The organism is Sphingomonas pollutisoli (assembly GCF_029167165.1).
In the GTDB taxonomy this organism is placed as follows: Bacteria; Pseudomonadota; Alphaproteobacteria; order Sphingomonadales; family Sphingomonadaceae; genus Sphingomonas; species Sphingomonas pollutisoli.
This window is the reverse complement of record NZ_JARFNJ010000003.1, coordinates 494,338-506,738: the sequence shown is the minus strand read 5'-3', so window position 1 is coordinate 506,738 and position 12,401 is coordinate 494,338. Positions and strand designations below refer to the sequence as shown.

Below are 12,401 nucleotides of genomic sequence, written 5' to 3'. Positions count from 1 at the left end.
CGAAACGCGACGTCGCGCAACTGGCACGCCCTTCGACAAGCTCAGGGCGAACGGGTGGAAATGCGGGTTTTGATGTCGGAGGTTAGCCGAACCGGCTCACCGCCGCCCGCGCGCCGGCGGTTTCGAGTATGGTCAGGTGGCGCACCAACGTCGCGCGCACCTCGGCATCCGCCGCGAAGCCGAAGAACCCGAGCAGCGCATCGACCCGCGCCGCCGTATCCGGCGCCCCGGCCGACAACGCGCCGAGCGTCTCAGCCGCCGGATCATCCACCGTGAACGTCTCGCCGGCATCGGTGACGCCCGCCTGCCAGCGCATCCACGCCGCCACCGCGAGCGCGAGCGCATCGACCGGCTCGTCCGCTTTGCTGCGCTCGGCGATCGTCGCAAGCAGGCGCTGGGGCAGCTTCTGCGAGCCGTCCATCGCGATCTGGCGGGTGCGATGCTGGAGCGCGCTGTTGGCGAAGCGGCCCATCAGCGCGGTGCGATAGGCGGCGATGTCGAGCCCCTCGGGCGGATCGAGCGTGGTCTGCGCCTCGTCCCACAGCGCATCGACGAAGCCGCGCCCCGCCGGAGTCGCGACGAACTCATGGACGAACGCGTCGCCGCCAAGCGCGCCGAGATAGGCGATCCCCGAATGCGCGCCGTTGAGCAGCCGCAGCTTGGCATCCTCCCATGGCGCGACCGCCTGGGTGAGTTGTACGCCAAGCGCGGCGAAATCAGGACGTTCGGTGACGAAATGGTCCTCGATCACCCACTGGCTGAACGGCTCGGTCTTGACCATCGCGCGGTCCTCCACACCGAGATCGGCGGCGAGCGCAGCGACATCGGCGTCGGTGGTGGCGGGAACGATGCGGTCGATCATCGAGGCGGGGAACGCCACTTCGGCGGCGATCCACTCAGCGAGCGCGGGATCGTTGGCGCGCGCCACCGCCAGCACGGCTTCGCGCAGCAACGCGCCATTGTGGGGCAGATTGTCGCACGAGATCACCGTCAGCGGGCCGAGCCCGGCGCTGCGGCGCGCGGCGAGGCCGGCGGCTAGGAAGCCCGGCGCGGTACGCGGCGCGGCGAGCGATGCGCAATCGGCGGCGACATCGGCATCGTCGGCGAGCAAAGTGCCCTTGGCGCGATCGAGCTTATAGCCCTTCTCGGTGATCGTCAGCGTGACGATCCGCGCATCGGGATGCGCGAGCGCGGCGACGACGGCGGCGGGGTCTTCGGGCGCGACCAGCACCGCCTGTTCGGCACCGATGATCGACACGCTGCGCGCGTCGCCATCGCGAACCACCAGGGCGTAAAGGCAATCCTGCGGCGCGAGCTGATCGCGCACGCTGCCCGAGCGCAGCGACACCGAGGTGATGCCCCAGCGCAAATCGCCCGCCGCCAAGGCCGCCTCGAAATAGGCCGCCTGATGCGCGCGGTGGAACGCGCCGATGCCGAGATGGACGACACCGCGCTTCACCGCGCTTCGGTCATAGGCCGGGCGCGCGATCTCGGCGGGCAGGCCGGCGAGGGTTTCGGTCGAGAGTCTCACAGCTTGTACGCCGCTTTGGCGAGATCATAGGCGAGCGCGCGCGCGACGTCGTGCGCCTCATCCTCGGGCAAACGATGCTCGGCGACGAGCTGCGCGAGCCACACGCAGTCCATCCGCCGCGCGACATCGTGCCGCGCCGGAATCGACAGGAACGCGCGGGTATCGTCGTTGAAACCGACCGTGTTGTAGAAGCCTGCCGTCTCGGTGGTCCGCTCGCGGAAGCGGCGCATGCCCTCGGGGCTGTCGTGGAACCACCACGGCGGGCCGAGCCGCAGACAGGGATAATGGCCGGCGAGCGGCGCCAGTTCGCGGCTGTAAACATCCTCGTCGAGCGTGAAGAGGATCAGCGTCAGCCGGGGATCGGTGCCGAACCGGTCGAGCAGCGGCTTGAGCGACACCACGAACTCGCCCTGCGTCGGGATGTCGGCGCCCTTGTCGCGGCCGAACCGCGCGAGCACGGCGGCATTGTGGTTGCGGTGGACGCCGGGGTGAAGCTGCATCACCATGCCGTCCTCGGTGCTCATCCGCGCCATCTCGGTGAGCATCTGCGCGCGGAACAGCTCGGCGTCCTCCGCCGTCGCCCCCGCCAGCACCCGCGCGTAGAGCGCGGCGGCATCCTCGGGTGAAAGGTCGGCGGTGCGCGCCGAGGGATGGCCGTGGTCGGTCGAGGTCGCGCCGGCTTCGCGGAAGCGCGCGCGGTGGAAGCGGTGCGCGGCGAGATACCCTTCCCAGGTGGACACGTCTTCGCCGGCGGTCTCGCCGAAACGGCGGACGTTGTCGGCGAACTTGGCCGCCTCGGGATCGACCACCGGATCGGGGCGATAAGCGGTGACGACGCGCCCGCCCCAGCCGCTCACGCGGATCGCGGCGTGGTGGGCGAGCGGATCGAGCGGGCTTTCGGTGGTCGCGATCACCTCGATGTTGAAGCGTTCGAACAGCGCGCGCGGGCGGAACGCCTCGGTCTTCAATGCGGCGTCGATCGTGTCGTAATACAGGTCGGCCGTTTCGGGTTCGAGCAGCACGTCGAGCCCGAACACCGCCGAGAACACCCAATCGAGCCACATCCGCGAGGGCGTGCCACGGAACAGATGATAGTTGCTGGCAAGCAGGTGCCAGATCTTGCGCGAATCGGTCTCGGTCAGGCTGCCGTCGACCGTCGGCACGCCGAGCGTCTCGAGCGCGACGCCCTGGCTGAACAGCATGCGGAAGACATAGTGATCGGGCACGATCAGCAGCGACGAGGGATCGCTGAACGGCGCATCGGTCGCGAACCACGCCGGATCGGTATGGCCGTGCGGGCTGACGATCGGCAGATCGGCGACGCCAGCGTAGAGTCGCCGCGCGATCTCGCGAACGGTCGGCTCGGCGGGAAACAGCCGATCGGGGTGGAGCGTGAGCGGTTTTGTCATGCGGGCGACAGGTCCGATACGGGAGAGCGATGGGCAAGCCTTACCCGCGCGGGCGCGGCGCGGGAAGAGCGGTGTCTGACCAATTTCATGCGGCCTCGATCGTCACGCGGGCGAGCCGTGGCGACAGCACCTGCACGATCAGCAGCGCGACGAAATAGGCGGCGGCGGCGACGAGGAAGATCGGCGCGTAGCTGCCAAGCTCCTGAAGCACGCGGCCGACATAGAGCGAGAACAGCATGCCCCCGACCCCGCCGATCGCGCCGCCGATGCCGATCACCGATCCGACCGCCGATCGCGGGAACAGATCGGACGGCAGGGTGTAGAGGTTCGCCGAAAACGCCTGGTGCCCGGCGGTCGCCAGACCGATGATGAACACCGCCACCCAGAGATTATCGACAGATTGCACCGCGAAGATCGGCAGGATCGCGCAGGCGCAGATCAGCATCGTCGTCTTGCGCGCGCCGTTGACACTCCAGCCCGCCTTCATCATCCGGCCCGACAGCCAGCCGCCCGCGACCGAACCGATATCCGACATCAGATATACCGCGACGAGCGGCGGCCCGAACGATTTGAGATCGAGGTGATAGCGTTCGCCGAGATACCCCGGCAGCCAGAACAGATAGAACCACCAGACCGGATCGATGCAGAACTTGGCCGCCGCATAGGCCCAGGTCTCGCGGAACCGCACGATGTCGCGCCAGCGCATCGGCGTGGTCGGATCGGCGGGATCCTGCTCGATCCAGGCGCGCTCCTCGGGTGAGACGCGCGCGTGTTTCGCGGGCGAGCGGTACAGGATCACCCACGCGACCAGCCATATCAGGCTGACGACGCCGGTGATGACGAACGCCGGCCGCCAGTTGCCCGCGTATAGCGCGACCAGCCACGGCACCAGCAGCGGCGTGACGATCGCGCCGACGTTCGATCCCGCGTTGAACACGCCGATCGCGAAGGCACGTTCGCGCGCCGGGAACCATTCGGTGACGGCGCGGATCGCGACCGGGAAATTGCCCGATTCGCCGATGCCGAGCGCGAAGCGCGCGATCGCGAACTGGGTGATCGTGTTGACGGCGCCGTGCGCGATGTGCGCGGCGGTCCAGATCGCGAAGGCGACCGCATAGCCCACGCGCGCGCCGACCACGTCGACGAAGCGGCCGAAACCGATATAGCCGATCGCATAGGCCGCCTGGAACCAGAATACGACATTGGCATAGTCGATCTCGGACCAGTGCAGATCGCTCGCTAGCACCGGCTTGAGCACGCCGATCATCTGGCGATCGACGTAATTGATCGCGGTGACGGCGAACAACAGCCCGCAGATCACCCAGCGATAGCGGCCGCTCGGGGGCGTCAGATGAGACACCGGTGTCAGTTTTTCCGCGTCGGCTGCCGTCATCGCTCTCCCCTTCGCATGATCTACCGGCATGCTTTCATGATGTGGAATTGCGACTCAGATAATGCGGTTTCCGGGGCGTGTATAGCCGCTTTGCCTTGGGCTACAGCGTCACACCGCGCTTCCAGATCGCGATGGCGCGTTCCTCGTTGACCTCATTGCGGGTGCGCGCGCCCGAGGCGATCGCGACGATCCGGTCGAGCAGCCGGTCGGCGGCGACGTCGAGACCATCGTCGAGCACGGCGCCCGCGTCGAAATCGATCCAGCCCGGCTTGGCCGCCGCGAGCGCCGCGTTGGAGGCGATCTTGACGGTCGGCACCGGGCTGCCGAGCGGCGTGCCGCGCCCGGTCGAGAACAGGGTCATCGTCGCCCCCGCCGCCGCGAGCGCGGTGGTCGAGACGGCGTCGTTGCCGGGTGCCTCCAGCAAGGTCAGCCCGGCGCGGCGCACGCGCTCGGCATAGGGCAGCACGTCCGTGACGGGAACGTGCCCGCCCTTCTGCACCGCGCCGAGCGACTTTTCCTCCAGCGTGGTGATGCCGCCCCGGATGTTGCCGGGGCTGGGGTTTTCGGACACCGGCTCGCCGTTGCGGACGAAATAGTCCTTGAAGCCGTTGACCAGCGAGACCAGCGCGTCGAATGTCTCGCGGCTGGTGCAGCGATCCATCAGCAATTGCTCCGCACCGAAGATTTCGGGGATTTCGGTGAGCAGCACGCGCCCGCCGGCCTCGCCGACGCGGTCGGCGATGCGGCCGATCACCGGATTGGCGGTGAGGCCGCTCAACCCGTCCGAGCCGCCGCACTTCACCCCGAGCGTGAGCGCGGAGAGCGGCACCGTGCTGCGCCGGTCCCGCGCGGCGAGCGCGACCAGTTCGGCGATCGCGGCCTGTCCTTCGGCCATTTCATCGGCGGACGCCTGCGCGCCGACCACGCGAATCCGATCGCGCCGCTCGGGCGGGATCAGCTCGAGCATGCCGCTGAGCTGGTTCGATTCGCAGCCGAGGCCGAGCAGCAGCACGCCGCCGGCATTGGGGTGGCAGGCGAGCGCCGCGAGCACCCGCGTCGTGCCGGCGAGATCGTCGCCGAGCTGCGAGCAGCCGAACGGGTGCGGGAAGGCGACGACGCCGTCGACTCCGTCGGGCAGATCGCCCCCGGCGCGCGCGGCGAGCCGCTCCGCCGTGCGCCCGACGCAGCCGACCGAGGGGATGATCCAGATCTCGTTGCGCGTCCCCACCGATCCGTCCGCGCGGAGATAGCCTTCGAACGTGCGCGCGCTCGGCGCGGCCGCGGGCGCGGCCGCGACGGGCGCGTAGCGGTACGCGCCGGCGGTGGCGAGCGCGGTCGCGACATTGTGCGTGTGGACATGCGCGCCCGGCGCGATGTCCGCGCGCGCGGTTCCGATCGGGAAGCCATAGCGCAGCACCGGCCGCCCGGCTGTTACCGGTGTCACGGCAAATTTATGGCCGGCGGGAATATCCTCGGCCAGCCGCACGTCCACACCGCCGACCGTGACGAGATCGCCCGCCGGCAACGCTTCCATAGCCACGGCGACATCGTCGCGCGGGTCAACCTTGATCGCTCGCATTGTCACACCTCTATTGTCTGAGTAATAGACGCGCGCGGCTTTTTCAAGCCGGCGTCACTCGCCCAGCACCGTGCTCGTGTCCTCGAGCGCGAGCGAAACCAGCGCGGTCATCGCCTCACGCGCGCGGGCGGCGTCGCCCGCCGCGATCGCCGCGAACACCGCGCCATGATCGTCGAGCGGGTCGCGCGGCACCGCGTTCTTCCGGTATTTGAACGCGGTGGTCCAGCGCACCGCCGCGGTGATCGTGCTCGACAGGGCCGCGAGCGGTTCGTTGCCGGTCGCGAGCAGGATGGCGCTGTGGAAATCCTGGTCGGCCTGCCGCCCCTCCGGCGTGCCGAGGCCGTGCCGCCCCATATCCTCCAGCGCCTGCCGCATCCGCGCGAGCTGCGGCTCGGTGCGGCGTACCGCCGCCAGCGCGGCGGCGGCGGGCTCGACGATCAGCCGCATCTCGAACAGGCTGCGCACGAACGGCTCGGGCGGCTCGTTGACGAACGCCCAGGCGAGCACCTCGGGATCGAGCATGTTCCAGCGCGCGCGTTCGCTGACGCGCGTGCCGGTCTTGGTGCGGCTCTCGACCAGCCCCTTGGCGGCGAGCATCCGCACCGCCTCGCGATAGGCGCTGCGCGAGACCTTGAGCTGCGCGCTGAATTCGATCTCGCCGGGCAGCACCGCGCCGGGCTGATACTGGCCGCTGACGATCGCGACGCCGAGATCGCGCGCGATGCTGGTATGAATCCGCGGAGCCGCCCCCGCGCTTGGTCTTTCGGTCACGCCGTCTCTCCCCTCGCGCGCTCATGCTCCCAACCATCGGCGCTGTCGAGATCGGCGCGGACGCGTTGACCGGCGCGCGCCGCCGTAGGATAGCGCGTCAACGATCGGAGAGAGGACGCGCATGTCGATCCACGCCTTCAGGATGCAGCTCAAGCCCGGCGTGGTCGACGAGTATCGCGCGCGCCACGACGCGATCTGGCCCGAACTCTCCGCGCTGCTCACCGCGAGCGGGATTTATGATTATTCGATCTTCCTCGACGAGGCGACGCTGAGCCTGTTCGCGGTGCTCAAGCTGACCGAGGACAATGCCCGCGACACGTTGCCCGATCATCCGGTGATGAAGCGGTGGTGGGATTACATGGCGCCGCTGATGGAGGTCGAGGCCGACAACCGCCCGCGCGAATGGCCGCTCCCGCTGATCTTCCACCACGCCTGACTCAAAACGTATGCGAAAGCCGCTTCTTGTTCTCCCGCGCATGCGGGAGTCCAGAGTCCCAAGAGCCGCACATCGGTGTTTGCTTGGCTCTGGGTTCCCGCTTCCGCGGGAAAACACGATACGATACGCGTTCGGCGGCCTTCGCAAAGATCCCGCCTGAAGCGAGCATATCCCTACCCGCGCCCTTGAGGAGATTGCCATGAAGACCGGCCTGCCGTTGCTGATCGTCGCCGCGCTCGCGCTGCCCACGCCGGGCGTCGCCGCCTGGTCGCGGAGTTGGGCGGTCGCGCCGCAAAGCCCCGGCAAGCCCGGCGACCTGCCCGATCTGACCGGTCGGACGTTGCGCCAGGTGGTGCGGATCAGCAGCGGCGGTGCGCGCATCCGGCTCCGGCTGACCAACGAACTGTCGGCGAGCGCGCTCAAGCTCGGCAGCGTGCATGTCGCGCTGGTCGATGCGTCCGGCAAGATCGTGCCCGGCAGCGACCGCGCGGTCACCTTCGACGGCGTCGCCGCGCCGACCATCCCCGATCGCGCGCCGCTGGTGAGCGATCCGATCGCGCTGCGCGTGGCGCCGCTCACGCATGTCGCGATCAGCCTCTATTTCCCGCAAGGCGCGCCCGATCCGACCGTCCACGGCTATGCCGCGGCGACCGCATGGATCGCGGCGGGCGACCAGACCGGTGCGGCGACGCTCGACGGCGCGACCAAGTTCACCCAGCGGATGGTGATCGACGCGATCGACGTCGACACGCCGCAGCGCGGATCGACCGTGGTCGCGTTCGGCGATTCGATCACCGACGGGGTGCGCGCCACCGCCGATGCCGATACGCGCTGGCCCGATCAGCTTGCCGAGCGGTTGCAGAAAGCGGGGCGCACCAGCGTCGGCGTCGCCAATCTCGGCATCAGCGGCAACCGCGTGCTGGCCGAGGGCGCGGGCAACAACGCGCTCGCGCGCTTCGACCGCGATGTGCTGTCGATCCCCGGCGTGTCGCACGTCATCGTGCTCGAAGGCGTCAACGACATCGGCGGCGCGACCGCGCGCAAGACGCCGCTGCCGACTGTCGCCGATCTTACCGGCGGCTATCGCCAGATGGTCGCGCGCGCGCACGACAAGGGCGTGAAGGTGATCTTCGCGACGATCCTGCCGTACAAGGGCGCGGGCTATTGGGGCGCGGAGGGCGAGGCGGTGCGCAAGCAGGTCAATACCTGGATCCGCACCAACACCGTCGCCGACGGTTATGTCGATCTGGCCAAGGCGGTCGCCGATCCGGCCGATCCCGATCGGTTCGCCAAGGCGTATGACAGTGGGGACGCGCTCCACCCGAACGACGCGGGCTTCACCGCGATGGCGGCGGCGATCGACCTCAAGCTGCTGCGGTAAGCCCCGGCGCACGTCCCCAAACCGTTCGTGCTGAGCGAAGTCGAAGCACGTGCCGCAGCCGAAACGTTCGGGGCACGCACTTCGACAAGCTCAGTGCGAACGGTCGGGAGGCGCGACATACGCCCTCACGCCCCCAGGCTGTTGCCGTAGCCGATCACCACCGTCGCGAGCACGAGCAGGCCGATGCCGGTCCACACCAGCGCCCGGACGCGCGGTGCTGCGGCCTTCCATTCCTTGAAGGCGAAGCCCCACAAGGTGCCGAAAATGATGATGCTCGCCATGTGCAGCGTCCAGCTCGAAAAGCCGAAGCGGCCCATCTGGCTTTCGCCCATCGTGTAGAAGAAGAACTGGAAATACCACATCGTCCCAGCGAGCGCCGAGAGCAGATAGTTAAGCCCGAGCGGCGCGCCCGCCGCGACCGCGCCGCGCCCAAGCCACTGGCCGGCGCTGCGGTTCTTCACGATCAACCATGCGCACCACAGCCCGTTGGTGACCAGCCCGCCGAACATCACCAGGCACAGGATCGGCAACCCGGTCCACAGCGGGCCGGTACCGGCGGCGGCGGAGATCGCCTTGATCGGCTCGCCCGCCGCCAGCCCGAACGCGAAGCAGGAGGACATCACGCCCGAAAAGACCGCGACGGCGACGCCCTTGCGGAAGTCGAACTCGGCCACGGTCGCGGCCTTCTCCGCATCGCTCAACGCCGCGTCCTTGCGCGCGCCGGCGAGCGCGACCGTGGCGATCCCCGCGAGCGTGATGGCAAGGCCGAGCAGCACGATCCGCCCGGAGGCGGTGTCGAGCAGCTTGGCCGCGAAATCCCCCTGCACGAGCGGCGGAATCAGCGTGCCGAACACAGTGCATAGGCCGAGCACCACCGCCATGCCGAGCGACAAGCCGAGATAGCGCATCGTCAGTCCGTAGGTCAGCCCGCCGAACCCCCAGAGCAGCCCGAACACCACCGGCCACAGCAAGGTCGGCAGCGGCGCCTGCCCGAGCACGCCGAGCAGATCGTTGGTCTGCAGCGATGCGAAGAACCACGGCGCGATCAGCCACGAGAAGACGCCCCCGGTCAGCCAGTAGATCTCCCAAGACCACCGCTTCACGCCACGATAGGGCACGTAGAAGGTCGCCGAGGCGAACCCGCCGAGCCAGTGGTAGAGTACGCCGATCAGCGGGTTGGGATTGCCGTTCATAGCGTCAGGCCCAGTCGATAGATGCGATTGGCGTTGCCGGCGAACAGCGCGTGGCGCTCCCCGGCGGTCAGATCGGCGACGATGTCTGCATAGGTGTCGAGGTGCTGCGCGAAGCTGCCGAACAATTTGTCGGTCGGGAAATCGCTCGCGAACATCGCGCGGTCGGTGCCGAACAGGTCGATCGCGCCGCGGATCTGGTCGCGCGCGAGCCCCGCGGTCCAGCGGCGGTCGCTGAAGCCGATGCCCGACAGCTTGACCGAGACGTTGGGAAGCGCCGCCAGCGCGGCCATGCCGCTCCGCCATTCGGCTTCCTCACCGGGGATCATCATCCCCATATGGTTGATGATGACCGGGATTTCCGGGTGGCGCGCGATGAGGGGCGCGAGGCCGGGGAGCTGGCCGGCATAGGCTTGCAGATCGAAGCTGAGACCGTAGCTGCCGAGCAGCGCGAAGCCGGCGGCCCAGGCTTCATCGCGCGTCACGTCGCGTGACGTGTAGGTACGCCGGGCGTCGGCATGCCAGTTGACGATGTGGCGGATACCGCGAACATTGGCGCGCGCCGCATGCGCGGCGAGCAGCGCATCAACGTCCGGATCGTCGAGCGCGGCGAAGGCGACGATCGCATTGGGCATGCCGCGTTCGTCGGCGATCCGCTGGAGCCAGTCGGTTTCGGCGAGCGCATCGGCGGCATCGGCACCGGCATCGACATGGACGATCCCGCGCACGTCCCACCCCTCAGCATCGGCGAGGTAATCGTCGAGCAGATAGGTGCGCGCGATCGGTTCGACGCTGCCGTTGGGGCCGTCATCGGCGAACGGCGGCGTCAGCCAGGGATAGCGCAGATGCGCGAGATCCCAGAGGTGGACATGGGCATCGACGAAGGGGCGTTGTTCGGACATGCGCTCTCCACACGGTGATATGCGCTGCCTCTTGGCGGGCAGTCGCACGATTCTTCTGAAACCCCGTTCGCCCTGAGCGTGTCGAAGCCTGTCCTGAGCGGCTGGCTTTGCCAGCCAGCCGAAGGGGGCGTGCTCCAAGCGAGAGCGTCTGGGGCACGTGCTTCGACTTCGCTCAGCACGAACGGCAATCGGCTAGAACGTCGTCCGCCCGCCCGACGTGTCGAAGGTCGAGGCGGTGGTGAAGCTGCATTCCTCGCTGACCATGAAGCACACCATCGCGGCACTCTCATCGACCTCGCCGAGGCGCCCCATCGGGATCTTGGAGCGCATGTAATCGACCTGGCTCTGCGGCAATTGCGCGAGGATCGGGCTTTCGAAGGTCGCCGGGGTCAGCGCGTTGGCGATCACGCCCTTCTCGGCGAGTTCCTTGCCGAGTGACTTGGTGAGGCCGATCACCCCCGCCTTCGACGCCGAATAGGCCGAGGCATTGGGATTGCCCTCCTTGCCCGCGACCGAGGCGAGGTTGGCGATGCGGCCATAGCCGTTCGCGAGCATGAACGGCACCACCGCGCGGCAGCAATAGAACAGCCCGTTGAGGTTGATGTCGATCACCCGCCGCCAGCTTTCGAGCGGATAGTCGTGCAAGGGCGCGGTCGCGCCGGTGATGCCCGCCGAATTGACGAGGATGTCAATCTTGCCGAGTGCTTCGTTCGCGGCTGACGCCGCCGCCTCGACCTGCGCCTGATCGGACACGTCGAGCGCGAACACCGCGGCCGCGCCGGTCTCCTCCTGCGCGGCGGCCAAGGCGTCGGCGTTGACATCCCACAGGGCGACGGTGCCGCCCTCGGCGACGATACGCTTGGCGACCGCCTTGCCGAGCCCGGAGGCGCCGCCGGTCACGATCGCGGTGCGCCCCGCGAACCGGCCCGCATAGGCGCTCACGCGAGCGTACCTTCGCCGAGGTGGCGCCACGCGACGACCTGCTGGCGCTGCGTGCCGAGCTTGCCGATCGCGAGTTCCATCACATCGCCCGCCTTGAGGTAGATCGCCTCGGGCTTCTTGCCCTCGCCCACGCCCGGTGGCGTGCCGGTGATGACGAGATCGCCCGGATACAGCGTGATATACTCACTCACATAGGAAAGGAGCTGCTTGACGTCGAAGATCATCGTCTTCGTGTTCCCGGTCTGCATCCGCGCGCCGTTGACGTCGAGCGCCATGCCGAGATCCTGGCAGTCGCCGACCTCGTCGGGCGTCACCAGCCACGGGCCGGTCGGGCAGAAGGTGTCATGGCCCTTGCCCTTGCTCCACTGGCTGCCGCGCTGCTTCTGGTTGAACCGCTCCGACACGTCGTTGACGAGCGTATAGCCGGCGACATGGCCAAGCGCGTCCTCCTCGCTGACATAGCGGCAGGTCTTGCCGATGATGACGCCGAGTTCGACTTCCCAGTCGCCATGGGTCGAATCCTTGGGCAGCATCACGTCGTCATTGGGCCCGGAGAGGCTCGACACCGCTTTCATGAACATCATCGGCTCGGTCGGGATCGGCAGGTTCGATTCGATCGCATGATCGCGGTAGTTAAGCCCGATCGCGACGATCTTGCCGACACCTTTCAGCGGCACACCATAGCGCGGCGTCCCTTCGACGAGCGGCAGCGCGGCGACATCGGCGGCGAGCGCGGCGGGAAGCGTCGCGATCGTCAGGTCGTCGATCACGCCCGACAGGTCGCGAAGCTGGCCGTCGGCATCGACGATGCCCGGCTTTTCCTGGCCCATCGGGCCGAAGCGGCAGAGTTTCATGAAGGTCTCGCTG

Annotated in this window: 11 protein-coding genes; 2 read left to right on the top strand and 9 right to left on the bottom strand. The window is 68.3% G+C overall.

Going from position 1 to position 12,401, the window contains the following annotated elements; genetic code table 11:
* Nucleotides 1-82: 82 nt before the first annotated feature.
* From PX554_RS08715 to PX554_RS08695, 5 genes are all read right to left on the bottom strand, one after another.
* The gene (locus PX554_RS08715; RefSeq protein ID WP_275500738.1) at nucleotides 83-1,531 is read right to left on the bottom strand and encodes a mannitol dehydrogenase family protein; all 1,449 of its coding nucleotides are present in this window, start codon (nucleotides 1,529-1,531) and stop codon (nucleotides 83-85) included.
* The gene (gene uxaC, locus PX554_RS08710) at nucleotides 1,528-2,940 is read right to left on the bottom strand and encodes a glucuronate isomerase (protein WP_275500736.1); all 1,413 of its coding nucleotides are present in this window, start codon (nucleotides 2,938-2,940) and stop codon (nucleotides 1,528-1,530) included. Before uxaC ends, PX554_RS08715 begins: the two co-directional genes overlap by 4 nt.
* An 85-nt stretch (nucleotides 2,941-3,025) precedes the next feature.
* On the bottom strand, nucleotides 3,026-4,333 hold the full coding sequence (locus PX554_RS08705; protein WP_275500734.1) for an MFS transporter: 1,308 nt from the start codon (nucleotides 4,331-4,333) through the stop codon (nucleotides 3,026-3,028).
* A gap of 100 nt (nucleotides 4,334-4,433) precedes the next feature.
* Nucleotides 4,434-5,912: a UxaA family hydrolase gene (locus tag PX554_RS08700; RefSeq protein ID WP_275500732.1), complete on the bottom strand. Its 1,479-nt coding sequence runs from the start codon at nucleotides 5,910-5,912 to the stop codon at nucleotides 4,434-4,436.
* Between the two features lie 54 nt (nucleotides 5,913-5,966).
* Nucleotides 5,967-6,683 (bottom strand): FadR/GntR family transcriptional regulator, encoded by a 717-nt coding sequence (locus PX554_RS08695; RefSeq protein WP_093225017.1) that lies wholly within the window; start codon nucleotides 6,681-6,683, stop codon nucleotides 5,967-5,969.
* Between the two features lie 121 nt (nucleotides 6,684-6,804).
* Here PX554_RS08695 and PX554_RS08690 point away from each other — a divergent pair, with 121 nt between their 5' ends.
* Nucleotides 6,805-7,119: an L-rhamnose mutarotase gene (locus tag PX554_RS08690; protein ID WP_093225016.1), complete on the top strand. Its 315-nt coding sequence runs from the start codon at nucleotides 6,805-6,807 to the stop codon at nucleotides 7,117-7,119.
* Between the two features lie 199 nt (nucleotides 7,120-7,318).
* The gene (locus PX554_RS08685; RefSeq protein WP_275500730.1) at nucleotides 7,319-8,500 is read left to right on the top strand and encodes an SGNH/GDSL hydrolase family protein; all 1,182 of its coding nucleotides are present in this window, start codon (nucleotides 7,319-7,321) and stop codon (nucleotides 8,498-8,500) included.
* 125 nt (nucleotides 8,501-8,625) lie between these two features.
* On the opposite strand, the gene rhaT is transcribed toward PX554_RS08685, so the two are convergent.
* The 4 genes from rhaT to PX554_RS08665 all read right to left on the bottom strand — a co-directional run bounded on the left by rhaT (nucleotide 8,626) and on the right by PX554_RS08665 (nucleotide 12,388).
* Nucleotides 8,626-9,693 carry an L-rhamnose/proton symporter RhaT gene (gene rhaT / locus PX554_RS08680; protein ID WP_275500729.1) on the bottom strand — a complete coding sequence of 356 codons (1,068 nt, stop codon included), beginning with the start codon at nucleotides 9,691-9,693 and terminating at the stop codon, nucleotides 8,626-8,628.
* Nucleotides 9,690-10,592, bottom strand: coding sequence for an amidohydrolase family protein (locus tag PX554_RS08675; protein WP_275500727.1), 903 nt, complete (start codon nucleotides 10,590-10,592; stop codon nucleotides 9,690-9,692). The genes rhaT and PX554_RS08675 overlap by 4 nt, the downstream gene beginning before the upstream one ends.
* 192 nt (nucleotides 10,593-10,784) lie before the next feature.
* Nucleotides 10,785-11,534 carry an SDR family NAD(P)-dependent oxidoreductase gene (locus tag PX554_RS08670; protein ID WP_275500725.1) on the bottom strand — a complete coding sequence of 250 codons (750 nt, stop codon included), beginning with the start codon at nucleotides 11,532-11,534 and terminating at the stop codon, nucleotides 10,785-10,787.
* Nucleotides 11,531-12,388, bottom strand: a complete 858-nt coding sequence (locus tag PX554_RS08665) for a 2,4-didehydro-3-deoxy-L-rhamnonate hydrolase (RefSeq protein ID WP_275500723.1) — start codon at nucleotides 12,386-12,388, stop codon at nucleotides 11,531-11,533. Before PX554_RS08665 ends, PX554_RS08670 begins: the two co-directional genes overlap by 4 nt.
* Nucleotides 12,389-12,401 lie beyond the last annotated feature (13 nt).

Excerpts from the sequence above, each read along its gene's own strand:
- uxaC (WP_275500736.1), bottom strand. The coding sequence starts at position 2,940 with ATGACAAAACCGCTCACGCTCCACCCCGATCGGCTGTTTCCCGCCGAG.
- PX554_RS08705 (WP_275500734.1), bottom strand. The coding sequence starts at position 4,333 with ATGACGGCAGCCGACGCGGAAAAACTGACACCGGTGTCTCATCTGACG.
- PX554_RS08700 (WP_275500732.1), bottom strand. The coding sequence starts at position 5,912 with ATGCGAGCGATCAAGGTTGACCCGCGCGACGATGTCGCCGTGGCTATG.
- PX554_RS08690 (WP_093225016.1), top strand. The coding sequence starts at position 6,805 with ATGTCGATCCACGCCTTCAGGATGCAGCTCAAGCCCGGCGTGGTCGAC.
- PX554_RS08685 (WP_275500730.1), top strand. The coding sequence starts at position 7,319 with ATGAAGACCGGCCTGCCGTTGCTGATCGTCGCCGCGCTCGCGCTGCCC.
- rhaT (WP_275500729.1), bottom strand. The coding sequence starts at position 9,693 with ATGAACGGCAATCCCAACCCGCTGATCGGCGTACTCTACCACTGGCTC.
- PX554_RS08675 (WP_275500727.1), bottom strand. The coding sequence starts at position 10,592 with ATGTCCGAACAACGCCCCTTCGTCGATGCCCATGTCCACCTCTGGGAT.
- PX554_RS08665 (WP_275500723.1), bottom strand. The coding sequence starts at position 12,388 with ATGAAACTCTGCCGCTTCGGCCCGATGGGCCAGGAAAAGCCGGGCATC.